Here is a 26723-nt window from a genome sequence, read left to right as displayed (position 1 = left end):
GATGATAATAAAATTTATCATACAAGTGGTCAACATCAATTAATGTGAAGAAATTTATCCTAAACATGAATCAATGTTAATTATCGCGATTTAGTAGTCTTAAATCAGCCTTGACCAGTTAAACGTTAAAATGCAACTTTAGCAACAAGTTTATCTTGTTCGACATATTAAAATCTATTTTTGTGATCCACCTCACGCTATTAACACTAGTATAACTTTCGTTTTGCAATCATAATTTAAAAAAATAACTTTCAATTCGAAAGTTAAAAAATTAAGTAGTTAATAAAAATTTTAGGAGAAGTTATATGTCAATTATTTCTAGCCACAATATGTTAAAAAAAGCGCAAAAAGAGCAATATGCCGTACCCGCCTTTAACATTCATAATTTAGAAACAATGCAAGTCATTGTAGAAACAGTTGCTCAATTACAGTCCCCTGTGATTTTAGCAGGAACCCCAGGAACCTATAGTTATGCAGGAACAGAAAATATTGTCGCTATTGCTTATGAGTTGTCGAAAAAACATAATGTTCCTTTAGCGCTTCATTTAGATCACCATGAAGACTATGATGATATAACAGCCAAAATCAATGCAGGTATTCGCTCTGTGATGATTGATGGTTCTCATTTTCCATTCGCTGAAAATGTTGCCATTGTTAAACGTGTCGTTGAATATGCTCACCGTTACGATGTCAGTGTAGAAGCAGAATTAGGACGACTAGGTGGCGTTGAAGATGACTTAGTTGTTGATGCTAAAGATGCTTTATACACTAATGCTAAACAAGCAGTTGAATTTATAGAAAAGACAGGTATTGACTCACTGGCAATTGCAATTGGCACTGCGCACGGTCTTTATAAATCAGAACCCAAACTAGACTTTGATCGTTTATCGGAAATACGTTCAATGGTCGATATTCCACTAGTATTACATGGCGCATCGGGCGTGCCAGATAAAGATGTACGTGAATGCATTAAACGCGGTATTTGTAAAGTCAATGTAGCGACAGAATTAAAAATCGCGTTTTCTGATGCCCTCAAACAATATTTTATTGAACATCCTGATGCAAATGACCCTCGTCACTATATGAAACCAGCAAAAGCAGCAATGAAAGAGATCGTCAAAAAAATCATCACAACATGCGGATGCGCAGGAAAATTATAGAGGCTAAGCATGATGATCTATACCTTAACACTCAATACCGCCATTGATATGAATATTCGTTGCCAAGGGCTTTATCCCAATTGTGTCAATCGTACTTCGCATACGGAATATAGCCCAAATGGTAAAGCTATCAATGTATCGATTGTATTACATAAATTCAATAAACCAACCTGTGCTTTAGGTTTCTTTGGTGGTTTTTCGGGTAAGTACATTGTTGATGAATTAACTAAATTGCAACTTGAAACCAAACCTTGCTTTATTGATGATATCACGCGTATCAATGTTTTTGTCAACGATGGGCATAATGAATATAAACTGGTGGGGAAAGGACCGTTTGTTCCTGATAACAAAAAAAGTGAAATGCTAGCGATTATTAGTTCGTTAGCCAATGACAGTTATTTAGTGATCAGCGGAAGTCTGCCAAATAATATTGAACCAGATTATTATCAGTCTATCTTAGATTTATGTCTGTCCAAAAATATCCAAGTCATTCTTGATATTAGTCATCCCAAATTAAGTGAATTACTAAAGTATAAGCCATTATTAATTAAACCTAATGACGATGAACTAAAAGAAATTTTTGGACTTGAAACCAATACCCAACAGCAAATCATAACCGCACTTGAGGCTGTTCATTTAAAAGGCGCACAAAACATTTTATTAACAATGGGTGACAAAGGCATGTACTTTTCAGACGGCACGCATATTTGGTTTTGTAATGCGGTGAAAATAAATCTAGTTAGTTCGGCTTGTGCTGGTGACGCATCGCTTGCTGCATTTATTAGTGAGTGGCTTTTTGAACAACAAAATATTGAAAAAGCCATGAAAAAGGCCTCAGCAACAGGCGCTAATGTTGCCGAGTCAGATGGATTAGGTCAATTAGACAAAATTGACATTTATATGGGTCAAGTTGTCGTTACCCAAATCAAGTAAATAGGAGAGCATTATGAGAAAAATATTAGCTGTCACAGGATGTCCAACTGGTATTGCACATACATATATGGCGGAAGAAGCCTTAAAAAGCGCTGCCGAAAAAGCTGGCTTTGAAATAAAAGTAGAAACCAATGGCGCAGGCGGTGTTGATAACGCTATTACAGACGCAGATATTAGCGAGGCAATTGGGGTAATTATTGCTGCTGATAAAGATGTCAACCCTGACCGCTTTAATGGTTTACCTGTTATTGAAGTACCTGTTAAAGATGGTATTCATAAAGCTAAAGTACTTATTGAACAAATCACATCAGGCGCTGTTCCCATCCGTAAAGGCAAAAATAACAATTCAGACAAATCCAATTCATCATCTAACCAGATAGAAGTTAAAGAATCCATTGGTCGTCAAATTTATAAACACTTAATGAGCGGCGTTTCGAACATGTTACCTTTTGTGGTAGCTGGCGGAGTTTTAATTGCGTTATCGTTTTTATGGGGGATATATTCAGCTAACCCTGATAATGCTCAATATAATGAATTTGCCGCGTTATTAATGAAAATTGGTGGGCAAGCGTTTGGCATTATGGTTCCTATCTTTACCGGTTTCTTAGCGTACTCTATAGCTGGCCGACCAGGAATGGTTGCCGGATTTGTCGGTGGACTGATTGCTAATATCACCGGAGCTGGGTTCCTTGGTGGGATTATTGCTGGTTTTGCTGCCGGTTATTTAATGCTGTTTGTCAAAAAATTGTTAGATGGACTTCCACGTTCATTTGAAGGGCTTAAATCCATTTTCATTATGCCACTCATTGGCGTATTTGTGATTGGTGCAGGTATGTTTTTACTCGGTGGTCCGATTGCGACAGTAAATAATGCCATGAAGTCATTCCTTGAATCACTGCAATCTGCTAATCCTGTTTTATTAGGTATTGTTATTGGTGCGATGTGTTCATTCGACTTTGGTGGTCCAGTAAATAAAGCCGCTTACGTAACAGGTACCATGTTGTTAGGTGAAGGCAATTTCTATTTTATGGCTGGTGTCTCTGCAGCTTGTATTGCCCCCCCGTTTGTTATTGCTTTTTCAACAACAATCTTCCGCGATAAAGCCTTTACTGAAGAAGAGCGTGCAGCTGGTCTGGTCAATTATATTTTGGGTTCAACACACATTACAGAAGGAGCAATACCTTTTGCAGCAAAAGATCCATTGCGCGTGATTCCAATTATGATGTTATCGTCTGCTATTGCAGCTGTTTTAACCTTTTTATGCCAAATTCAAGTCCCTGCACCTCACGGTGGTTTTTTAGTACTGCCACTGGTCAATAAACCATTTTTATGGGTAGGTTGCATTTTCGCGGGCGCAATAGTTGGCGCTATTTTATTAGGTTTAGTTCGTATTGCACAAAACAAAAAATTAGCCAATAAAGCAACAGTATAATCAACAAATTAGTCTACCGCTCATCAGCGGTAGACTAACAAAATAAGGATAACAAATGAGCGATTTAAAACTTAATGTCAATGATATTTCAATCATAGATGGCTCTTTTTCTAAACAAGAGGCGATAAGAGCGGTATCTGAAAAGATGATTAACGCAGGATTAGTCAAAAATGATTATACTCAAGCAATGTTCGATCGTGATGCTCAAATTTCGACTTTTTTGGGTAATGGTATAGCAATTCCACATGGCACAACCGAAAAACGTGATAGTGTTATCGAAACAGGACTTAAAGTGATTTATTATCCACAAGGTATCAAGTGGGATGAAGATAATAATATTGCTTATGTTGTCGTTGGCATTGCAGCTAAATCAAATGAGCACTTAGATATCTTACGTAAATTAACACGTGCCGTAATTGCAGACGATACACTTGAGCGCATCTTAGCCGTAAAAACACCAGAACAACTATTAGCCATTCTTCAAGGTAATTCATGATAATCACCGAATCAAGTATTCGCATTTAACTCATAGAGGTATCGGCATCTTATTAACAATAGATGCCGTTACTCAACTGAGCACAGTTCGTTTTTGCAATAGAAAATACAGTTCATTTATGAATAAAAATTTTTCAGGCGATTATGGATAATTGTCTTATCTTTTACCATTTCGAATGAAACTAAAAATCCCTGCCAATTAATACCTAAAACAATTAACATCTCGTCAAAGTCATAGTAATAACGCACCTGATCGTCATCAATAGAGTCTTTGAACTTAAAATTATGATTAAACTCATCTGTTAACTCAAACGGATGCCCCATTTTAAAATCAAAGCCTAGATAAGTTAAAATTTGATTAGCTTTATCACGTAAAAACGTGTTCTCCACCACATCTTCCAGTGATAATACTTCAACATGCCCCAAAATATAAAAAAACAGAATTTGATAACCACATACTTTTGCTATTCCAGATATATCCGCATAAATAAAATCATCGATAATTTGATACTCATCTAACGTAAAAAAATAATCGATATCCAGCTTGTTAAAGCTGTTTTTTTTATACAAAGAACGCCGTTCACTATTCAAATTAACGTTTTCCTTTTTTCAAAATAGGGAATTGAATTGTCATCAAATTGCAGATGATTTTCTTTTTAGAATAACTCGCATATCCTCACCAACTGCTGCAACTGAATCAAATTGAAATTGAGGAGCTAGGGATAATTTTTGCAAATTGGGTAAAATACACATATCGTTAGCATTATGGCCTAGCAATTTTGGCGCATAATAAATAATCAGTTCATCAACTAAATTTTGTTCAATTAACGCACCAGCAAGGTGTGCACCTGCTTCAACCCAAACACTATTTATCTGCTTTTGCGCTAAGTTTTCGAGTAAAACGTTTAAATCAATATACTGATTAGCTGAAGGCTCTACAATCAACGATGTATTAGGCATTGCAATCGATAAATTTTGCTTTCGTACAACCCAAGTTTCACCGGGTTGTTGGAAAATATTTTCATCGCCGGTTAGTTGATGTTGACCATCAATAATTACTCTAATGGGTTGTCTAATCTTGTCTACAGGGTAGATTTTCTGTATGTCATCGGGTAATTGGTGATATCTAACGGTTAAACTTGCATTATCGGTCTGTACTGTTTTACGGGTACTTAATATACAACTGGCTTGAGCACGAAACTGTTGTACGTCTTCTCTGGCTTTGTTTGAGGTTATCCACTTACTTTCGCCTGATGCCATGGCGATTTTTCCGTCTAACGAAGCAGCCAGTTTAAGTTGGACAAAAGGTAAGCCTGTGCGCATACGTTTTAAAAAACCTTGATTAATCGCTTCCGCTTGGTCAGCTAAAACACCAACAGTTACCGCTATACCAGCATCTTGTAAACGTTTAATACCATTACCGGCCACGTTAGGATTAGGATCTTGCATAGCAATCACAACACGCTTTATCCCTGATTTGATTAAGGCATTGGCACAAGGGGGAGTGCGTCCAAAATGACTACAAGGCTCTAATGTTACATATGCAGTTGCACCTACGGCATTAGCACCCGCCATTTGCAAAGCATAAACTTCCGCATGGGGTTGCCCCGCTTTTTGATGGTACCCCTTACCAATAATCTGATTATCTTTAACGATAATACAACCGACATTGGGATTAGGTGTTGTAGTAAAGCGACCAAGTTTAGCAAGCTCAATGGCTTGATTCATATAAAGTTGATCGGTATCGTAAGGCGCTGTCATAAGGGTCATTATTTTTGTTGTAATTTAGCAATTTCATTACTAAATTGTTCTATATCATCAAAACTAAAATAAACTGATGCAAAACGTATATAAGCGACTTTATCGAGGTTTTTTAACTCTTCAATAACGTAACTACCAATTAATTTTGCTGGCACTTCACGTTCACCGGTAGCTCTGATTTTTGATTTTATGCGCGTAATTGCATCTTCGATCGCATCAAAGCTAACTGGGCGTTTTTCTAGCGCTCGTTTTATTCCATTACGCAACTTATCTTCATTAAATGGTTCTCGAACTTTATTGCTTTTAATCACATTAGGCATAATTAATTCAGCCACTTCAAATGTGGTAAAACGCTCATTGCACTCAACACATTGACGACGACGACGGACTTGATAACCTTCACCAACAAGACGCGAATCAATCACCTTTGTATCATCTGCATTACAAAACGGACAGTACATAACAATATCCTTATAATGGCCTAATTGATATTACAATAGCTGAAAATAGTGATTTAAACAAGATATGTCTAAACAGCAAAATAAATACTATTGAATTGGTGTTTACTAAAATAATGTATATGTGATTGAATGTAAAAATCGTGAGGATAAATTTAATAGCAAAATAAATAACTGAAATTAGCTAAACCATATTTGATGATAAAGAATAATCCGCCACCGATTGGCAGCGGAACTAATTTTACCAAGATAAATTAATTAAAAAATCACGTAATTTGGCGAAATCATTTGGCATATGATGCGAAAGTAGTGTCATATCTGCACGTTCAGCTAATGCTTTAGGCAGTGGAATTGATTTACCAAGAATATCTTCAACCACCTCTTTAAATTTTGCTGGATGAGCCGTACCTAAAAACAATCCATATTCACCTGCTTGCAGCTGATCACGTAATGCCCGATAAGCAATCGCGCCATGAGGCTCAGATAAATAACCTTTTTTATCTAATTCTCTTACCGTTTGTGAAGCGACTTCATCAGACACCGCCGCATGCCCGAGTGATTTTAACACCCAGCCTTCGCGACGATAAATCTCTTCAATACGAGGCCAGTTATTCGGTTGACTCACATCCATAGCATTAGAAAGCGTAGCAACTGTTGCATGAGGCTCCCACTTTCCAGTTTCTAAATAGCGTGGCACCGTGTCGTTTGCATTCGTTGCAGCAATAAAACGTTTAATTGGTAACCCCATTGTTTTAGCCAATAAACCGGCTGTTAAATCACCAAAGTTACCACTAGGCACTGAAATCACTAATTGTTGACGTTGCGCTGGTGTCAGTTGAGCATAAGCTTCAAAATAGTAACAAATTTGTGCCAGTAAACGACTGATGTTAATCGAATTTGCAGAATTTAATCCAATTAGCGCTTTTAACTCTTCATCATCAAATGCTTTTTTAACTAAGGCTTGGCACGCATCAAAGTCACTTTTAATAGCGATAGTATGAATATTATCGCCCAAGGTGCAAAATAGCTTTTCTTGCAATGGACTAATTTTTCCTTCGGGATATAAAATGACAACACGAATATTAGGTAAATGATAAAAAGCATGCGCCACTGCGGCACCTGTATCACCCGAAGTTGCTGTTAATATCGTAATTTGTTTATCCGCAGCCACTTGCACTAACGCTTGTGCCATAAAACGTCCACCAAAATCTTTAAACGCAAGTGTTGGACCATGATATAACTCTAATGAACCAATATCTGCTTCAACCGATTTGACTGGCGCTGGAAATTGAAAAGCATTATTAACTAATCGATACATATCATCCTGACTAATTTCATCGCCAATAAACGCCGATAAAATTTTGGCGCTACGAGTTATAAAATCCAGTTTTAATAATGCTTCAATTTCATTTTCAGAAAATTTTGGTAATTCTTGCGGGAAAAATAGACCTTGCCCTCTTCCTAATCCTTGTTGCACAGCTTGGGAAAAGCTAACTTGCTGCGAATGATCTTTCAAATTGTACAATTTCATAATATGTTCCAGTTATATTTATGCTGTAATAATTTATTCGTTTTATTATCTATCAACCAAAAAAATAATTTTTTCAATTACGCTTTTTATAGGATTTTAAATAACTCTTGCACCTTGTGTATCTATTTTACAGATATGGGTAAAACCTTCATCATTTTGTAAATAATCACTTTTGAGTAATGCTTCAATTTGCTGAGCAATTTCAAGCTTATCAGCAATGACAAACATTGTTGGACCCGAACCCGAAATACCCGATGCTAACGCACCCAGCTGTTTAACACGTTTTTGCGTCTGATCAAAGTTAGGTAGTAACTGTTTACGATAAGGTTCAGCAATATTATCAACCAACATTGCCGCTGCTAATTTTGGTTGCTGAGTATAACAAGCATGCAAAAATCCACCTACATAGCGACCATGCGCAACACAGTCAGCTTTTTGATACTGAGCAGGTAAAATCGCACGCGCTTCAGCTGTCGACACTTTAATCCCCGGGTAAGCCATTACCCAGTACCAATCGTTAAAGTGCGGAATCGACTCACTGATTGTCCCGATTTCATCAATAATAAGTTGTAAACCACCTAAATAACAAGGCGCTACATTATCATAATGTACACTACCTGAAATTCGACCTTCAAGTTCACCCATCATTGACAACATTTGAAACTCGTTAAACGGTTTATCAAAAAATTCATTTAAAGCAACAAAAGCGCCAACGACAGAACAAGCACTAGAACCTAAACCAGAACCAATTGGCATATTCTTTTCAAGGGTCATATGCACGGGTAACGTTTTACCCATAGCTTGGCAAAATCGTTGCCAACATTGATAAACGATATTGTATTTTGGATCGCGCGGTAATTTTTTTACAAATTGCCCTTTACTGGTAAGAGTAAATTCTTCAGCGGGCGCAACAGTAATACAATCACCTAGCATCGCCCCACTAATGGGGTGAATTGCCGCACCTAAAATATCAAAACCTACACTAATATTTGCCATTGATGCTGGTGCATAAACCGTTAAAGATTGCTGTTTCATTTAGCCTCCAATCTTGCCTGATGTCGTACGTAAAATATCAGCAAAGACACCGGCTGCAGTTACATCATTGCCTGCACCATAACCCCGTAATACCAGTGGAATAGGTTGATAATAACGGGTATAAAATGCCAATGCATTCTCGCCATTTTTCACTTTGTAAAGTGGATCATCACTATCAACAGCTTCGATTTTAACGCTACATTGATTATTTTCGATACTACCAACATAACGTAATACTTTACCTTGTTTTGCTGCTTGCTCGGCTTTTAATTTAAACTCAGCATCAAGTTGCGGTAATTTAGCCATAAATTCATCCACATTACCTTGTGCATATTGTTCTGGTAAAACGGATTCAACATTAATTTGATCAAGCTCAAGCTGCAAACCCGCTTCTCTGGCTAGAATCAATAATTTTCTTGCCACATCGGTACCTGATAAATCATCACGAGGATCGGGTTCAGTAAAACCTTTTTCTTTAGCAAGTTTTGTTGCTTCAGATAGTGACATACCCTCATCAAGCTTACCAAAAATAAAGGATAATGAACCAGACAATATACCTGAAAATCTAATTAGCTCATCACCGGCATTAAGTAGATTTTGTAAATTTTCAATAACAGGGAGTCCTGCCCCAACATTGGTATCATATTGGAATTTACGTTTACTTTTAGCGGCTTCTTGACGTAAACGTAAATAGTAAGCCATTGAACTGGTATTAGCCTTTTTATTTGGCGTAACAACATGGAATCCATTAGCCAAAAAGTCAGCATATTTATCAGAAACTTCACTGCTTGATGTACAATCAACTAAAATTGGATTGAGTAATCGGTTATTCTTAGCAAATTCAATTATGCTATCTAAAGTATAGCTTGTTTCACTCTGTTTTATTTGCTCTCGCCAATTTGTCAGATTGATGCCATCTCGATTAAGTACACCGTGCTTAGAGTTAAATAACCCGCAAACATGCAGATCAACTTGTTTATTTTTGAGCCACTTTTGTTGTCGCTCAATTTGATCAATAAGCGCACCACCCACGCCGCCAACACCAATTACAAAAACATCCAGCATTTTATCGGTACCAAATAACATTTGATGAGTAACTCTTACGCCCATCACTGCAACATCATTATCAACTACAACCGAAATTGAGCGCTCGGATGAACCTTGAGCAATGGCAACAATATTAATATTGGCGCGAGCCAATGCTGTAAAGAAATTAGCAGAAAGTCCACGTAAAGTGCGCATTCCATCACCCACAACTGAAATAATCGCTAGTTTTTCGATGACTTCAATTGGCTCTAATAATCCATCTTTTAATTCTAAATAAAATTCATCACCTAATGCTTCTTCTGCTCGATAGAGCTCTGCTTGTGGTACACAAAAGCTAATACTATATTCTGAGGAAGATTGAGTAATGAGAACAACAGAAATACCCGCGTAAGACATAGCGGAAAAAACACGCGCCGACATACCAACCATACCTTTTAAGCCTGGGCCTGATACGTTAATCATCGCCATATTATTTAAGTTAGTGATGCCTTTTACTGGGGTTGTTGAATCAACAACATTTGCACCGATGAGTGTGCCGGGTGCATCTGGGTTATTGGTATTTTTAATTAAACATGGGATTTGGAATTGTGCAATCGGCAAAATGGTTCTAGGGTGAAGCACTTTAGCACCAAAATAAGACAGTTCCATCGCTTCTTGATAAGACATGGTTTTAAGCAATTTAGCATCTGGCACAATTCGCGGATCACAGGTATAGACGCCATCTACATCGGTCCAAATTTCACAACAACTTGCACGCAAACAGGCGGCTAATACTGATGCGGAATAATCTGAACCATTACGACCAAGCACAACAAGTTCGCCTTTATCATTTCCAGCGGTAAAACCTGGCATTAAAATAATATGATCTTGTGGAATATGCATTTCGCTAATGCGATGTGAGGATTCTGCTATATCGACGGTAGATTCTAGATAACCGCCTTCAGCAATGAGCATTGCGACAGGATTAATTACTGTGACTAAGTGCCCTTTTGCCTTGAGCAACTCTTGCATGATAGCAATTGATAGTTTTTCGCCTCGGCAAATAATTGAAGCGTTAATGCTATCTGGACATTGCCCTAATAAACGAATGCCTTCTAATAATTGCTTGATATTATTTAATTCATCTAAAGCAAAACTTTTCATTTTATCGTAGGCAAAATTAGGGTGTTCTTTTGCGATACCGGCTAATAGATCAGCAAATATTTTTTCAGCATCATAAATATTATTCTGTATATCTTGCCCTGCTACGGTTTTTTCAACCATCGCAACCAGATGATTAGTAATCTTAGCTGGTGCAGATAAAACTGTTGCAGTTTGTTCTTGCTTAGCATTATTTTCAATAATTTCTGCAACTCGCAAAAAACGTTCTGCGTTAGCGACAGAGGTCCCGCCAAATTTCAAAACTTTCATATCACACCTTTACTTATTATCCTAATTTATGCCAATTAAAATTCAAAATACCCGTTTACCTAAACCACTGAATAGTTTTTGAAAACAGGCGTATCATTTTGAGCTATATTATTTTTTTCAAATGCCTATTTTTAAGGTTCTTGAACATGTTTTATATAAACTAAAAACCCGCTTTTTTCAGCGGGTTTTTTATATTTTTTTAAGGAAAAATCAACCCGCCCTATAGTGAATAATAGTGCCTAAGGTGCCAATAATGCCTGAAATGATCATTAACATTGTCATCATTTTTCCTAATTAGTTTTTACTCTAAACAAAACAGCCCGACACTTTCATGTCAGGCTGTTATTTAAAATACTTTTTTGCTATTTTCGTACTCATTAACTACCTTATTCAAAGCTTGATAAAGAGTTTTAGCGTCTTGTTTTTTTAACGCTTCATCAAGAATATTAAGATAAGATAGCATAACTTTTTGATTCTCTTCGGCGAATTTTGGTGAAACTTCCTGATCTTCATATAACATGACATAAGTACGCGCAAAACCAAAGATCAAAAAATAAACTGAAGCATTGTTTGGATCTTCTTGAATCAATGTACGCATAGCTTTACGCAGTTTTACATAACTATCTGTACCCGGCAAGCTTGTCGCAAATGTTTTCGTTACTTCAGTAAATGTCATTACCATTAACCTCAATCAAAATTACAAGGGAAAAGGATAGCAATCCATTGACAGAAGTGCAAGTCTATTTTGTTAACCATATCTATTTTTTTAACATTAAACCGCGTCGATATTGTTTATCCAATATCGACGTCAATTATCTATTTAGTTTCTTTATAAACGGCTAATCCAGCAGAAGCTTGAGCAACTGGCATAATTTCGAGTGCATTGACATTAAAATGTGTTGGTGTGTTAACCAGCCATGAAACAGTGTTAGCAATATCTTCAGGTGTTATATAGTCAACCCCTTCATACACGGCTGCTGCTTGTTCATTATTACCATGAAATCTGACATTAGAAAATTCAGTCCCACCACACAATCCAGGCTCTATATTTGTGACTCTAATTTTTTTGCCTAACAAATCTGTACGTAAATTCGCACTAAATTGTTTAACAAAGGCTTTTGTTGCGCCATAGACATTTCCACCTTTGTAAGCATAAGTCCCTGCGACAGAGCCAAGATTAATTATGTAACCAAAGTTTCGTTCAACCATGCCAGGTAAAAGATGGTGAGTCAAATGAATTAAGCCAACTATGTTAGTTTGAACCATTGTTTCCCAATCTTCATAATTAGCTTGATAAGCGGGTTCTAATCCCAAGGCTAATCCTGCATTATTTATTAAAATATCGATAGGTTGAAACTCTTTAGGCAATTGTAACAAGATTGATTCTACGGCATCTTTTTTAGTGACATCTAAAGGCAATGCACAAAAATTAGCACCTAATTCTTCTGCTAACTTTTGTAATTTATCTGCGCGCCTTGCCACACCAATGACTTTATATCCATCATCAATCAATTTACGACAAATAGCCTGACCAAATCCAGAAGAGGCACCGGTAACTAATGCGATATTCATAATAAATCTCCTTATATTCTAAATATTAAATCTGAGTATATTCTTTAAATTATTAAATGAATAGACAAAAAGTGGCAATTAAATAAATAGATTAAGCCGTATTTTTAAAAAAATTTGTTTAAGATAAAAGGATTGTTAAAATATAAAAAAACCCGCTAGTTAAGCGGGTTGATATTTAGCGGTTCATTTGGCTGTTTCTTCAGAAGGCTCTTCATCTTTTAGAGGAACTATCAATGTATCAATATGGGTATTGTTGATAAGCTGACGAGCAGAAGACATTAACTTGCTCCAAAAGTCTTGGTGGTGACCACAAACGACCAAATCAATACTATATTCATGAATAGCTTCAATTAAGACTTGACCAAACTCGCCATTTCCAGAAAGAGTATGTGCAATCGGGTATCCAGCATCATCGGCTAATTTATTCAATGCAAGATGCGCATCTTCAGTAATACGATCTTTCATATCATTCATATTGATATCAACTAAACCAGTGTAAAGATCTGAATAGTTAATACCAACATGAATTAAGGATACTTGAGCATTATATGGTCTAGCCATAGAGACTGCTTTTTCGACAAGAACCTCACTTTCAGGTGATAAGTCAACTGCGACTAATATATGTTTATAAGCCATGATACTTTACTCCTTCTTATTGTTAACGTCCTAGTTAAGTTAAAATCAGTACTCTATTTTTACTACTAAATTAATTTTTGAGCAAGCCAAAAAAGTGAGCCAGATAACAAAATCGATATTGGTAGGGTTAATATCCAAGTTAACGCAATATTTTTAATCGTTTTACTTTGCACACCACCACCATCAACGATCATTGTACCTGCAACAGAGGAAGAAAGTACTTGAGTAGTTGAAACTGGCATACCGGTATAACTCGCAATACCAATAGATAATGCGGTAGTAATTTGTGCTGATACGCCTTGTGCGTAAGTCATACCTTTTTTACCAATTTTTTCACCAATAGTAATAGCGACACGTCGCCAACCAATCATTGTTCCAACCGCTAATGCAGACGCTACAGCAATAATTATCCAAATTGGTGCGTATTCAATAGTTTTAAGTAAATCATCATTTAATGATTTTAAATATTGTTTATCTTGTGAAGAGACATTCGGTTGCTTAGCCACGTGAGAAACCGTATCAGATAAGCATAATAATATACGTCGGGTTTGTGAACGTTGCTCGACGGTTAAGGATTCATAATCATTAATTTTATTGAATAAATTATTAGCAATACCTAAAGTGATAAATGAACGGGAATAATCACAATGGTACTTATTCAGGTCGCCTTCAGGAATACTAGTATCTAAAGCGGGTTGTTTACCAATAACATTCATCAGATCATCATTATGTGTTACAAAGTACTCTTGAATATTATGAATCGCATTACGGGTATTGGTAATTTCATAAGTAGATGCGCCCATATTAACAATAAACCCAGCAGGAGCAATGCCCATTAAGACCAGCATTAATAAACCAATACCTTTTTGCCCATCGTTAGCGCCATGTGAAAAACTTACACCAGCGGCAGATATAATAAGCATTATGCGGATCCAGAATGGTGGTTTTTTCTTACCGTAAAGTTTTTCACGTTGTTCTGGCGTCATAAAGATACGTTCACGTTTTTTACTGCTTTTTTTACTTTGGCTTTTACGAGTCCAATACTTTCGCAGTAAAAAAATCATTAATCCTGCAAGCACAAGCCCAACAACAGGAGAAATAATTAAAGACAAGAAGATTTGTAGCATTTTCGGAATATTTAATGCATCAATAATTGAGGTATCCATAATAAATGCATTTGCAATTGCCACACCAATAATTGAGCCTATCAGCGTATGTGAACTCGATGCTGGAAGCCCAACATACCAGGTACCTAAATTCCAAAGGATAGCGGCAAATAGAATAGAAAACACCATCGCAAGCCCATGTAATGAACTTACATTAAGCAATAAATCAGTTGGTAATAGGTGCACTATAGCATAAGCGACACTAAGACCACCGAGCAAAACACCAAAAAAATTAAACATACCTGCCATAAAAACGGCAAGCTGTTCTTTTAATGCTCTAGTATAAATGACTGTTGCAACCGCATTAGCTGTATCATGAAAGCCATTAATTGCTTCATAAAAAAGCACAAAAAATAGCGCCAAAACTAGTAATACAATGGTGGAAAATTCTAAATCAGCAAATAGATGTAACATAATATATCTTTCTGTTGTTAATAGCGCTTATATTATCCTTGAGAATTAAGCAATGAGCAAAACAATTTTTATATTTTTCGTTTGGCATAGCGAGCAGCTAATACTGCACAAATCATTAATTGAACTTGGTGAAAAATCATCAATGGTAAAATCATTATTCCCATAACAGAAATAGGAAAGATAACGCTTGCCATAGGAATACCACTTGCTAGACTTTTTTTTGAACCACAAAACACAATGGTGATTTCATCTTCTTTATTAAAACCAAGCAACCGTGAACCATACGTAGTAATAAGTAATACAATGGTTAATAACACAATTGAATAGAAAATTATTTGTACCAGTGATAGTAAGCTAATTTCTGACCAAATACCATTTGCCACCGCATCACTAAAAGCAACATAAACCACCAATAAAATCGAAATACGATCAGTTTTAGAAATGACACTTTTATATTTATCTACCCATTTACCAATAAAACGTCTGGATAAATGACCAAGAATAAAAGGTAACATTAGCTTTAACATGATAGATGAAATTGCATCAAGCATACTCATAGAGCCTGATGATTGTGTATTCATTAATAAACCCACTAATATTGGAGTAATAAATACACCCAATAATGTCGATGCCGATGCACTACAAATGGCAGCAGCGACATTACCTCTTGCGATTGAAGTAAACGCAATTGCAGATTGCACAGTTGCAGGTAATACACAAAGGTAAACAAATCCTTGATAAAGTTCTTGTGATAAAAAAGTGGGGACTAAAAAATGCATCATTATTCCCAGTACAGGAAAAATGATAAAAGTAGTGCTAAAAATGAATAGATGTAAACGCCAATTTTTTATGCCAGTTATGATGGCATCTAATGAAAGTTTTGCGCCATGCATAAAAAAAAGCAAACCAATTGCAAAGGTGGTCAAGTATTGAAACACAACTTTTGTTTGCCCTTCACAAGGAAAAAAGCTAGCTGTGATAACAACACAAATCAGTGTTAGCAAAAAAGGATCAATTTTAAAACGTTGTAGTATATTCATGGCGTTGAGTATAACAAGTCAAAAAAAATCGCCACAAAAGTGGCGATATAAATGGGTAAAAATAATTATTCTAAGAAGCTACGAAGTACGTCAGAACGACTAGGGTGACGTAGTTTACGTAAAGCTTTAGCTTCAATTTGACGAATACGTTCACGTGTTACATCAAATTGTTTACCAACTTCTTCAAGCGTATGATCGGTATTCATATCAATACCAAATCGCATACGTAATACTTTCGCTTCTCTTGGCGTTAATCCAGATAAGATATCACGTGTTGCACTTCGTAAACTTTCAGAAGTTGCCGCATCCAATGGTTGCTCAAGTGCAGTATCCTCGATAAAGTCACCTAAATGTGAATCTTCATCATCACCAACTGGTGTTTCCATCGAAATTGGCTCTTTAGCAATTTTGAGTACTTTACGGATTTTATCTTCCGGCATTTGCATACGCTCTGATAACTCTTCCGGTGTTGGTTCACGCCCTATTTCTTGTAACATTTGACGTGAAATACGATTCAATTTATTAATGGTTTCGATCATATGAACCGGAATACGAATTGTTCTTGCTTGGTCAGCAATTGAACGAGTGATTGCTTGTCTAATCCACCATGTTGCATAGGTTGAAAATTTATAACCACGTCGATATTCGAACTTATCAACTGCCTTCATCAAACCAATATTACCTTCTTGAATAAGATCCAAGAATTGTAATCCACGATTGGTATATTTTTTCGCAATAGAAATTACCAAACGTAAATTGGCTTCTACCATCTCTTTTTTAGCACGACGAGCTTTCGCTTCACCAATCGACATTCGTCGATTAATATCTTTAATTTGCTCTATCGAAAGATTGGTTTCAATTTCGATTTGCTGTAATAAGTTAATTTCAGCTTGGATGGGTTCTTCAAACTCTTTTAAGCTTGCCGCAAAAGCACCTTTAGCAGTTAATGCTTTATTGAACCAGCTCATATTATTTTCATTGCCAGTAAAATGCGTCATAAATTGCTTTTTCGGCATTTTGCATTGCTCAACACAGATCTTCATAATCGCACGTTCATGCGCTCTGACACGATCCATCATACTTCTCATATTGTTAACAAGAATATCAAATTGCTTGCCAACTAAACGGAATTGTTTAAATATTTCAGATAGATTTTCGATCTCTTGTTGTGCTTTTTTATGCGCACGACCATACTTTTTGATCGCTTCAGATGTTTTATCATGCTGTTCTTTTAATTCAGCAAATTTAGCTCTAGCAACTTCAGGATCGATAGATACATCATCATCGGCTGAAGAGTCTCCCTCTTCTTCTTCGTTTTCATCATCGCTATCATCAAGCTCAATTTCTGCTTCACTGTCTTCAAGTTCTTCAGGTAACTCTTCTGTTGACTCTTCAGCATTAGGATCCACAAAACCGGTAATGAGGTCAGATAAACGAACTTCACCACTTTCAATTAGATTATATTGTTCTAAAAGATAAGTGATAGCTTCTGGATATTCTGATACCGAAGTTTGAACTTGGTTAATCCCATCTTCAATGCGTTTTGCTATGTCAATTTCGCCTTCGCGAGTTAATAGTTCAACCGCACCCATTTCACGCATATACATACGCACAGGATCAGTTGTTCGACCTATTTCTGACTCAACATTTGATAATACTAATGCTGTTGCCGCTTCTACCGCTTCTTCATCAGGGACATTATCTGAAAGTAACAACTCATCAGAATCTGGGGCTTCTTCTAATACCTGAATCCCCATGTCATTAATCATTTGGATAATATCTTCAATCTGATCTGAATCAATAATTTCTTCTGGCAAGTGATCGTTGACATCAGCATAGGTCAAGTATCCTAGCTCCTTACCTCGGATGATCAGGAGTTTTAACTGTGATTGAGAATTTTGCTCCATAAAAGGTGTCCACATTTAGTTATTCGGTCATGTATATTGTATAGGTATAACTTAAAAAGTTTTATATTACCTATACCCAGTATATTTAGTCTTTTTTTGATAAAACAAGTATAAGCGTCGCTAATTCTTTTTTCTCTGCAGTACTTAAGCCTGAGACTCTCTCTTTTGCGATAAGTTCATCTTGTCTTTGGGTGAGTATATTATCATACAACTCTTTTAAAGTATGAGAAAAAATTGAGCTTACTTCCTCATCTTGATAATGGTACTCAAATGTTGCCAACCGGTTTAATTGCTTATAAAACGGTCTATTAATACATTCAGTCAATATCTGTGCAGTAGTTATATTTGGGTAACGCTGACATAATTCAAGCAATTCAATAAAAATATCAATACCAGCTAATTTAACTTGGCGCATAACTGCAATATCAGTCACTTGTTTGGCAAGATTCGGATATTGAATCAATAAACCAATCAAAATACGCATAGTGGTTAATTTCATCTGAGATGCAGGTGCTATCTCAGTCACTTTATCTTCGCCTTTTTGACGACTTGTCGACATTAATTGCTCTATTTGAGTTACATCAAGTAACCCCAAATAACGCCCAAGTTGTTGCAATAAATTTAATCGAAACGCTTTGGCTTTAATTTGATCTAACAAAGGAATCGCTAAAGAACTTAATTTTGCTTTTCCCTCTGCTGTTTTCAAATCAACTTGTTTAAGCAATTCATCAAATAAGAATTCAGATAAAGTTGGCGCAGTTTTCAGATAATCTTCAAATCCATCTTTACCAACTTTACGTACAAAACTATCAGGATCTTCATCCTGAGGTAAAAAAACAAAGGTAATTTTTTTACCATCAATCAGGCAAGGTAATAAAACATTCAATGCCCGCCAAGCAGCACTGCGTCCGGCATTATCACCATCATAACAAAATATGACTGAATCGCTTGCTCTAAACAATAATTTGATATGCTCTTCCGACGTCGAAGTACCTAACGCAGCTACCGCATAATCTATACCATATTGTGCTAGCGAAACCACATCCATATACCCTTCAACAACAATAAGTTTTTCAGGATTTCGGTTGACTTCTTGCGCTTCATAAAGTCCATAGAGTTGAAAACCTTTATGAAAGATTGGTGTTTCGGGTGAATTAATGTACTTCGCCGAATCATTAATGATTGTTCGCCCACCAAATGCAATTACATTACCTTGCCTATCACGAATAGGAAACATAATGCGTCCTCGAAAACGATCATATTGGTTGCCATTATCATTAGTAACTAACATTCCGGCCTGATTATACAATGTTGACTCGGCATTGCTTTTCACTACATTTTGCGAAGTTAAACGCCATTCATTAGGTGCATAGCCAATTTTATATCTAGCGATAATTTCATGATTCAGGCCTCGTTGCTCAAGATAATGTTGTGCATCAATCGAGGTAGGTAATGCTAACTGCTGTTGGTAAAAATGAGTGATTTTTGCCATCAGTGTATACAGGTCTTTACGGACATTACGTGATTCAATATGTTTCGCTTGATCATCTTGCTTATTATCCGTATCAGTATAAGGAACACGAATTCCTTGCATACTGGCTAACTCTTCTATCGCTTCAGGAAACGATAAACGATCATATTGCATTAAAAAATTAACAACAGAGCCAGATGCACCACAGCCAAAACAATAGTAAATCTGTTTTTTTTCACTGAGTGAAAAAGAGGCCGTTTTTTCATCATGGAAAGGGCAACAACCAAAGTAGTTATTTCCTTTCTTTTTCATTTTGACGCGTTTGCCGATCACATCAAGAATATTGGTGCGAGCAATCAAATCTAAAATAAAATCGCGAGGAATAAGACCTTTCATGATAAAAATTCAACCGATATCAATGTTGGCATTACACAAAGACAACAAGCCGTATCTATGGGTACGGCTTGTTAAAAATTCTTTATATCAAAAATAGATAAAATTGATTTTTTATATCAATGATAATTTTCTGTATAAATATTAGTATAGACGAGTGCGACGAGCGTTTTCTCTTTCTAATTTTTTAGCATGGCGTTTAACAGCTGCTGCTTTAGCGCGTTTACGAATTGTCGTCGGTTTTTCATAAAACTCGCGGTTACGAACTTCAGCTAAAATTCCTGCTTTTTCACAAGAACGTTTAAAACGACGTAAAGCTACATCGAAAGGTTCATTTTCACGTACTTTAATTACTGGCATGTGCCTCTCACCTCAAATTTGTTTAATATCACAAAGGACTAAAAATTAGTGCGCAATTTTACCTCTAATATAACTATGTTGTAAAGTAAAATATCGAATTATTACGCCATAACAAATTAATTTGCTAATCTCGTAACACAGTCCGATAATAAAGCAATTCTTTACAAAGATAGTTAGGTAGTGTTATGTCATTATTTTTTACTGGTCAATATCCGCAACGACGTTTACGTCGCAATCGTTATCAGGATTTTAGTCGACGTTTAGTTGCTGAAAATCAACTGACAGTTAACGATTTAATTTATCCTGTTTTTATTGTGGAAGGGAAAAACATTACACAGCCCGTTTCATCAATGCCTAAAGTGAATCGTATGAGTATTGACGTCTTATTAAAAGAAGCGCAAGAAATTGCTAAATTAGGTATTCCTGTTGTTTCACTTTTTCCAGCCATTGACCCTGCGCAAAAATCCTTACTGGCTGAAGAAGCTTATAATGAAAATGGATTAGTGCCAAGAGCGATACAGGCACTAAAAAAGGAAATACCAGAACTTGGCATATTAACAGATGTCGCGTTAGATCCTTATACAACTCATGGTCAAGATGGCATCATTGATGAACAAGGTTATGTACAAAATGACATCTCGGTTGAAACTTTAGTTAAACAGGCATTAATGCAGGCACAAGCAGGTGCAGATATTATAGCACCAAGCGATATGATGGATGGGCGTATCGGCGCTATACGTGATGCATTAGAACAACAGCAATTAGTTAATACACAAATAATGGCCTATTCCGCCAAATATGCATCTAGCTTTTACGGGCCTTTTCGCGATGCGGTTGGTTCTGCCAAAAATATCAAAGGTGGCAATAAAAAAACGTATCAACTTGATCCTGCAAATAGTGATGAAGCACTACAAGAAATCTATCAAGATATTAGTGAAGGGGCTGATATGGTTATGGTAAAACCCGGTATGCCTTATCTTGATATTGTACGGAGAGTAAAAGACAATTTTGCCGTACCGACTTTTGCTTATCAAGTATCCGGAGAGTATGCCATGTTAAGAGCAGCTATTGACAATGGCTGGTTAGATGAAAGAGCGGCCATAATGGAATCGTTACTTTGCTTTAAACGCGCAGGCGCTGATGGCATATTAACGTATTTTGCTAAACAAGTCGCAGAATGGTTAAATCATCAATAATTTTTCAAATTAACTAAAATCGACAATTAGCATTCAAACGTTAATGTCGATTTTACTTGCCGTTATAGGGGTTAAATTAAAGCAACTTACCATTATCAGTACTCAACTACCTTTTTATTTACTTACCAATCTAATATGCTGTGCATAGGCTCAATTTATTTCTTTGATTACTTGCTCAAGCTATTTATAACTTTCGTGCATCAGCGAGTTAAATAATGTAAAAAAGTTTAAGGAAAGCTATATGTTTATGTAAAAATCTGATAATATTTAGGCAGATAAGGGATAAGGGAGTAAACAATGAATGATCGATGAACTCATACCACTAGAATTGCATGAGCAGCTAAATGCTTTTCGTCACGATCTAGAAAAAATAACATCTCAACATATTGATGCTTGTCCATTTTGTGGCAAAAATGAATTTTATTTGATTCGCTCCAACCCCACCACAACTTATCGATGTAAAGCGTGTTATAAATATTTTACTGTAGCAGTCAATACACCTTTTAGTCGGCTAACGCCCTTTAATTGGTTAGAAATTATTTTTATTAACCGTATTCAAAATCAAAGCTATAATACCATAGCTAACAATTTAGGATGCTCAGTTGAGAAAGTGATGCGACGAGATCACGCGATGATTGATTATTTAAAATCGCATTATCACGCATTGTATCAATGGTATACCAAAAAACAACAGAGCTGCTTAAATCCGGTTTTGATTAAACAACATAAAGTCGTGAGTGAAAAAATAACAGCTTTGCTCAATGTACAAAACCCAACGTGTATACACTGTGGTTCAACCGATACCACCAAAGTTGGGAGTCGTACTTGTTATCGTTGCAAGCGATGCCGGCATAGTTTTAATATTTTAAACGGCACCAAATTAAATCGTTTGCCTAAACCCGAATTATGGTTGCAGTTTATCGATTTACTTGTTGCTGGCGAAACTAATGCACAACTTGAGAAAAAACTAAAATTAACCGATAACACAATAAGGAGCTGGCGATCAACCTGGTGCACCATGATGAAACAATGGAACTGTGATGCTCTGGCGATCTGGTGTCAAAGCCATTAAAAAGAATAGATGAATTGATGATTTGAAATATTAACAATTGAAACTAAAGAAATAATATCTTTTAAATATTAACATAAATAGAGCCAATAATATGAAAAATTACATAACTTATATCTCCATTTGTTTATTAGGCACCGCATTATTAATAGGCTGTGATGATAAAAAAAATGGCACAACAACCGACACAACAACCAATAAAAGTGTTGAGACTAACAACAATAGCAAAAGTAATACCGATCAAAACACATCTGCTGATACCACAAATACCGTAACGACATCTAATGCGCCTTCAACGGTAAACTCAGATGAACAAATAACCAAACCATCACAACAATCTACCCCAAAATTAACACTCAGTATTATTAATAGCTATCTTTTTCATACTGAACCAGAATTATTACCCAATAATAAACTGATTAAACAACAAAAAATCCAAAGTTCAGCAAAGAGTAATAAAATCATTAACTATAATGCACAAGGTTATGTAGCTAATTACAATTTAGAAGGTCTTCATGGTGAAGTCAATTATGATACAGCTAAATACATTTATGGCATGAACAATACCAAAAATGAATATGATATTACTTTTGATTCAGAAAAAAATATTTTGGGTATGAAAAACAATGATGGTGATATTGTTGCCAGTTCTGAATTTGATGAACAAGGGCATCTGATTGAAACAAATCTATCACATTTCGCCGAAAATAACGTTATTTTCAATAGTAAAATTGTTTATGAAAACGATCGTGTCGAACTCGTGTTGTATAATGCCTATGTACCTGTTGATAACAAAACAAGATTTCCTGTTTTAGCACAAGAAAAAGACATCGTGTACAACGCCAACAATCAACTTGAAAAAACGATTACCAAAACATTTAAATTAGCATCAAATGGTGACATCATTATTAATGATAAGAACCAACAGGAAGTAGAATTAACTGAAACATGTACTTACTCTGATTATAATGAAAACAGCGACTGGACCAAAGCGGTGTGCGTTACTTCAGGTGAAGAATCCAAAACCATTAACTTAACAAGAACAATTGAATATCAATAGACAATATGCCTATTGATATTAACGTGAATATGATTAATTTTCACCAAATTCGTCATATTCACGGCAAAGTACGATAGTATCTTCAATCAACCTTCTTGCTATGGTGCCATATTCCGGAATTTTAGGTAACTCGGTATAGTGATACCAATTAGCATCGACAAGCTCATTTTTATCAATAGTAATATCACCACTTTGATAATCAGCTAAATAAGCCATCATAAGTGAATTAGGAAAAGGCCAAGGTTGCGATCCGACATAACGAATATTCTTTATTTTGATTTGTGATTCTTCAAATACTTCACGCTCAACGGCCATTTCCATCGTTTCACCAACTTCTGTAAAACCAGCTAATACCGTATATAAATTATCTTGATTATGTCTGACATGCTTAGCTAATAAAATTTTATTTTTATCGCGAATAGCGACAATAATAGAGGGTGAGATTTGTGGGTAATAGCGCTCTTTACAATTCGCACACATACAGCACCACTCTGTTTTACTGATATACATTTCATGCCCACAATAACCACAAAATTTATGTGAACGATAAAATTCAGATAATTGTACAGCACGACCCGCCATGTTAAATAATGTCTGATCACTATTGCCCAGCAATGGTCTGATTGAACTCATTGAATGGCTCATTTCTTGGCAAATTAACCATGCAGTTTGTCCTTGCCATTGCCCTATCGGCTGAGCAAGTAAATCATTAAAACAGAAATCGTTTGCACGACCGACTGGTACTTCACCATTAGGTAACCATAGTCGTCCATTTTTACTCACAAACCAATAACCGCTTTCGTTACCAGTTAACTTAAATTGTTGCTGAATGTTCATATCAATTACACCAAAAATAACAATTAAAAAGGAGGGTTTTACCCCTCCTTACAATTAATATTATTTCTTTTTCTTTTCATGAAGTCCCTTTTTCTCAAGTTCCCAGTAAATTATACGTTGCTGAGCAATCGTAAATAAGTTACTTACGATATAGTATAAAACTAAACCTGACGGGAACCATAAGAAGAATACTGTAAAGATTAATGGCATATAAGTCATTAATTTTTGTTGCAATGGATCAGTCACGGGTGTTGGTGACATTTTTTGAATTAAGAACATAGTTCCGCCCATTAACAACGGTAAAATATAGTATGGATCTTGTGCGGATAAGTCATAAATCCAAAGCGCAAACGGTGCATGACGCAGTTCAACAGTATTACCTAACATATAGAACAATGACAAGAAAATCGGCATTTGGATAATTAAAGGTAAACACCCTCCTAATGGATTCACTTTTTCTTGCTTATAAAGTGCCATGGTTTCCATGCTCATTTTTTGTCTATCATCACCATAACGCTCTTTTAAAGCTTGTAAGCGAGGTTGCAGTAACTTCATTTTTGCCATAGAACGATATTGAGCACGCGTTAATGGGAATAAAATACCACGTACAATAAAGGTGATAACAATAATTGAAAAGCCCCAATTACCAATAAAACTATGAATAAATTTTAGTAGATAAAATAGTGGTTGTGATAAGAACCATAACCAACCATAATCGACAACTAAATCTAAGTGATTTGCCGTTTGTTTCAATTGGCTTTGAATTTCTGGACCTAACCATAATTTAGCTGCAATCGATTCTGAGCTACCCGCTTGAATCACTGTCGATTGCCCTTTAAAACCAATTGTTGCTTGTGAATTTTTAGCTGTAGCACGTGAATAAAAAAGATTGCTTTGATCTTGAGCCGGCACCCAAGCTGACGCAAAGTAGTGTTGCAACATTGCAACCCAACCTGTTTGAGTCTCGACCGCTAATGCTTTATCTTTAATATCATCAAAACTGTATTTGCTATAGTTGGTACTAGAGCTTGAGTAAGCAGTACCACGGAACGCACTTAACCCTAAGCCGCCGCCACCTTCAGTTGTTGCATCGTCAGGTAATTTTATAGTTTGTTTTAATTGACCGTACATTGAAACTTCAACAGGTGAACCACTTTGGTTGTTAATGTCGTATTGAACGTCGATAGCATAATTACCGCGATGTAAGATGTAGTACTTGGTATAAGTCACACCATTGACTTGATAAGTAAGTGGTACACGTAATTCATCTTGTCCATCAGCTAAAACATATTCTGTTTGCTCAGTTTGATATATCGGACGTTTTGAACCTTGAGAGGCATTATCTGGACCATCTTTACCGGTTAAGCCACTTTCAGCGATATAAATAAAATCAGGTCGTGAAGTCAGTAATTGAAAAGGCGTACCTGAATGTAAAGTCTGCTCATATTTTAATAATTGAGCCGCCTGCACATCACCACCATAGGTATTAATAGTTAGTGACAGCACATCAGATTTTACAGTAATTGTCTTACCTAATGTAAAATCTGTATTGGAATCTTCTTCACTTACCTGCTGAGTTAATTGATTCGTAATCGGCGGTTTAGGTGCATGATCATCTTCCCATGCTCGCCAAATTAAAAAAGATACAAAAAGTAAAACAATGACTAAAATATTACGTTGAGATCCCATTAGTGTTTTTCTCTATTGGTTTTAGTTTTTGGAGGAACAAGATCTTCTCCTCCTTCATGTAAAGGGTGACATTTTAATACACGTTTGACCGTTAGCCAACCACCTTTTATCACTCCAAAGCGTCTTAGTGCAATTATTGCATATTGTGAACATGTTGGCGTAAAGCGGCATTTAGGACCAAATAGTGGGCTTATAATACGCTGATAAAAACGAATAAATAAAATAAAAATGTTAACTATCAAAGTTTTACATGCAATAATGTGCTGTTTTATAATTAATACAATTTTATCTATACGCTTTGTTTTTCGATAATTCGTTGACATAGTTTCTCTAACGTCGCAACAAGTTTTTGATTATCTAATTCTATCGCTGGCGATTTAGCCATCAAAATAAAATCAATATTAGGAAACTGGTGTTGATGGTGACGAAAATACTCTTTCGCTAACCGCTTAATGCGATTACGTTCATGCGATCGTTTGATCTGCTTTTTAGCTATGGCAAAACCTAAACGACAATGGTTTAAAGTATTCTTTCGTGCAACTAAAGTAAGAAATGGCGAACCCGCTCGAACAGATTCTTGGAATACATAATTGAAATCAAAGGGAGTTAGTAAACGTAACTCCCGAGGAAAAGTGAATTTAATCACTCAAC

At 36.0% G+C, this 26723-nt stretch carries 25 protein-coding genes; 7 read left to right on the top strand and 18 right to left on the bottom strand.

Annotation, left to right across the window (positions count from 1 at the left end; all coding sequences use genetic code 11):
• The first annotated feature begins 305 nt into the window (after nt 1–305).
• The 4 genes from J3U59_RS05330 to J3U59_RS05315 are packed head-to-tail and all read left to right on the top strand — an operon-like array spanning nt 306 to nt 4021.
• On the top strand, nt 306–1160 hold the full coding sequence (locus J3U59_RS05330) for a tagatose bisphosphate family class II aldolase (protein ID WP_267333560.1): 855 nt from the start codon (nt 306–308) through the stop codon (nt 1158–1160).
• Between the two features lie 12 nt (nt 1161–1172).
• A complete protein-coding gene (gene pfkB / locus J3U59_RS05325; RefSeq protein WP_416379583.1) occupies nt 1173–2093 on the top strand; it encodes a 1-phosphofructokinase in 921 nt (306 codons plus the stop codon).
• A 13-nt stretch (nt 2094–2106) separates the two neighbouring features.
• Nucleotides 2107–3525, top strand: a complete 1419-nt coding sequence (locus J3U59_RS05320) for a PTS fructose transporter subunit IIC (RefSeq protein ID WP_267333562.1) — start codon at nt 2107–2109, stop codon at nt 3523–3525.
• Nucleotides 3526–3580: 55 nt separating this feature from the next.
• Nucleotides 3581–4021, top strand: coding sequence for a PTS sugar transporter subunit IIA (locus tag J3U59_RS05315; protein WP_267333563.1), 441 nt, complete (start codon nt 3581–3583; stop codon nt 4019–4021).
• Nucleotides 4022–4137: 116 nt separating this feature from the next.
• Here the strand turns inward: J3U59_RS05315 and J3U59_RS05310 are convergent, their stop codons facing one another.
• From J3U59_RS05310 to rpsU, 14 genes are all read right to left on the bottom strand, one after another.
• Complete coding sequence (locus J3U59_RS05310) at nt 4138–4611, bottom strand: hypothetical protein (RefSeq protein ID WP_267333564.1); 474 nt, start codon at nt 4609–4611, stop codon at nt 4138–4140.
• A gap of 42 nt (nt 4612–4653) precedes the next feature.
• Nucleotides 4654–5781: a bifunctional diaminohydroxyphosphoribosylaminopyrimidine deaminase/5-amino-6-(5-phosphoribosylamino)uracil reductase RibD gene (gene ribD / locus J3U59_RS05305; protein ID WP_267333565.1), complete on the bottom strand. Its 1128-nt coding sequence runs from the start codon at nt 5779–5781 to the stop codon at nt 4654–4656.
• 8 nt (nt 5782–5789) lie between these two features.
• On the bottom strand, nt 5790–6242 hold the full coding sequence (nrdR, locus tag J3U59_RS05300) for a transcriptional regulator NrdR (protein WP_065633897.1): 453 nt from the start codon (nt 6240–6242) through the stop codon (nt 5790–5792).
• A gap of 238 nt (nt 6243–6480) precedes the next feature.
• Entirely contained in the window at nt 6481–7770 is a 1290-nt protein-coding gene (thrC, locus tag J3U59_RS05295; protein WP_267333566.1) for a threonine synthase, read from the bottom strand.
• Between the two features lie 96 nt (nt 7771–7866).
• The gene (gene thrB, locus J3U59_RS05290; protein ID WP_065633899.1) at nt 7867–8805 is read right to left on the bottom strand and encodes a homoserine kinase; all 939 of its coding nucleotides are present in this window, start codon (nt 8803–8805) and stop codon (nt 7867–7869) included.
• Nucleotides 8806–11262 (bottom strand): bifunctional aspartate kinase/homoserine dehydrogenase I, encoded by a 2457-nt coding sequence (thrA, locus tag J3U59_RS05285; RefSeq protein WP_267333567.1) that lies wholly within the window; start codon nt 11260–11262, stop codon nt 8806–8808.
• Between the two features lie 346 nt (nt 11263–11608).
• Nucleotides 11609–11938, bottom strand: coding sequence for a hypothetical protein (locus J3U59_RS05280; RefSeq protein WP_065633901.1), 330 nt, complete (start codon nt 11936–11938; stop codon nt 11609–11611).
• Between the two features lie 140 nt (nt 11939–12078).
• On the bottom strand, nt 12079–12834 hold the full coding sequence (locus tag J3U59_RS05275; protein ID WP_267333568.1) for an SDR family oxidoreductase: 756 nt from the start codon (nt 12832–12834) through the stop codon (nt 12079–12081).
• Nucleotides 12835–13017: 183 nt separating this feature from the next.
• Entirely contained in the window at nt 13018–13470 is a 453-nt protein-coding gene (gene uspA, locus J3U59_RS05270; RefSeq protein WP_267333569.1) for a universal stress protein UspA, read from the bottom strand.
• Nucleotides 13471–13535: 65 nt separating this feature from the next.
• On the bottom strand, nt 13536–15050 hold the full coding sequence (pitA, locus tag J3U59_RS05265; RefSeq protein ID WP_267333570.1) for an inorganic phosphate transporter PitA: 1515 nt from the start codon (nt 15048–15050) through the stop codon (nt 13536–13538).
• 68 nt (nt 15051–15118) lie between these two features.
• Nucleotides 15119–16090: a bile acid:sodium symporter family protein gene (locus tag J3U59_RS05260; RefSeq protein ID WP_267333571.1), complete on the bottom strand. Its 972-nt coding sequence runs from the start codon at nt 16088–16090 to the stop codon at nt 15119–15121.
• A gap of 65 nt (nt 16091–16155) precedes the next feature.
• Nucleotides 16156–17997, bottom strand: coding sequence for an RNA polymerase sigma factor RpoD (gene rpoD / locus J3U59_RS05255; RefSeq protein WP_267333572.1), 1842 nt, complete (start codon nt 17995–17997; stop codon nt 16156–16158).
• Between the two features lie 85 nt (nt 17998–18082).
• Nucleotides 18083–19864 carry a DNA primase gene (dnaG, locus tag J3U59_RS05250; RefSeq protein ID WP_267333573.1) on the bottom strand — a complete coding sequence of 594 codons (1782 nt, stop codon included), beginning with the start codon at nt 19862–19864 and terminating at the stop codon, nt 18083–18085.
• A 141-nt stretch (nt 19865–20005) separates the two neighbouring features.
• Complete coding sequence (gene rpsU, locus J3U59_RS05245; RefSeq protein ID WP_024495180.1) at nt 20006–20221, bottom strand: 30S ribosomal protein S21; 216 nt, start codon at nt 20219–20221, stop codon at nt 20006–20008.
• A gap of 185 nt (nt 20222–20406) precedes the next feature.
• On the opposite strand from rpsU, the gene hemB reads away from it, so the two are divergent.
• The 3 genes from hemB (at nt 20407) to J3U59_RS05230 (ending at nt 23546) form a co-directional block, all read left to right on the top strand.
• Nucleotides 20407–21417, top strand: a complete 1011-nt coding sequence (hemB, locus tag J3U59_RS05240) for a porphobilinogen synthase (RefSeq protein ID WP_267333574.1) — start codon at nt 20407–20409, stop codon at nt 21415–21417.
• 301 nt (nt 21418–21718) lie between these two features.
• Nucleotides 21719–22489 carry a hypothetical protein gene (locus J3U59_RS05235; protein WP_267333575.1) on the top strand — a complete coding sequence of 257 codons (771 nt, stop codon included), beginning with the start codon at nt 21719–21721 and terminating at the stop codon, nt 22487–22489.
• 91 nt (nt 22490–22580) lie between these two features.
• Nucleotides 22581–23546: a hypothetical protein gene (locus J3U59_RS05230; RefSeq protein WP_267333576.1), complete on the top strand. Its 966-nt coding sequence runs from the start codon at nt 22581–22583 to the stop codon at nt 23544–23546.
• Nucleotides 23547–23579: 33 nt separating this feature from the next.
• On the opposite strand, the gene nudC is transcribed toward J3U59_RS05230, so the two are convergent.
• The 4 genes from nudC to rnpA are packed head-to-tail and all read right to left on the bottom strand — an operon-like array spanning nt 23580 to nt 26718.
• Nucleotides 23580–24383, bottom strand: coding sequence for an NAD(+) diphosphatase (gene nudC, locus J3U59_RS05225; protein WP_267333577.1), 804 nt, complete (start codon nt 24381–24383; stop codon nt 23580–23582).
• Nucleotides 24384–24443: 60 nt separating this feature from the next.
• Nucleotides 24444–26072, bottom strand: a complete 1629-nt coding sequence (gene yidC, locus J3U59_RS05220; protein ID WP_267333578.1) for a membrane protein insertase YidC — start codon at nt 26070–26072, stop codon at nt 24444–24446.
• Nucleotides 26072–26395 carry a membrane protein insertion efficiency factor YidD gene (gene yidD, locus J3U59_RS05215; protein WP_323849495.1) on the bottom strand — a complete coding sequence of 108 codons (324 nt, stop codon included), beginning with the start codon at nt 26393–26395 and terminating at the stop codon, nt 26072–26074. The genes yidC and yidD overlap by 1 nt, the downstream gene beginning before the upstream one ends.
• Nucleotides 26362–26718 (bottom strand): ribonuclease P protein component, encoded by a 357-nt coding sequence (rnpA, locus tag J3U59_RS05210; protein ID WP_267333579.1) that lies wholly within the window; start codon nt 26716–26718, stop codon nt 26362–26364. Before rnpA ends, yidD begins: the two co-directional genes overlap by 34 nt.
• Nucleotides 26719–26723 lie beyond the last annotated feature (5 nt).

The sequence above is a fragment of the Gilliamella sp. B3783 genome (assembly GCF_026536125.1).
GTDB lineage: Bacteria > Pseudomonadota > Gammaproteobacteria > Enterobacterales > Orbaceae > Gilliamella.
This window is presented reverse-complemented; position numbering and strand designations above follow the sequence as displayed.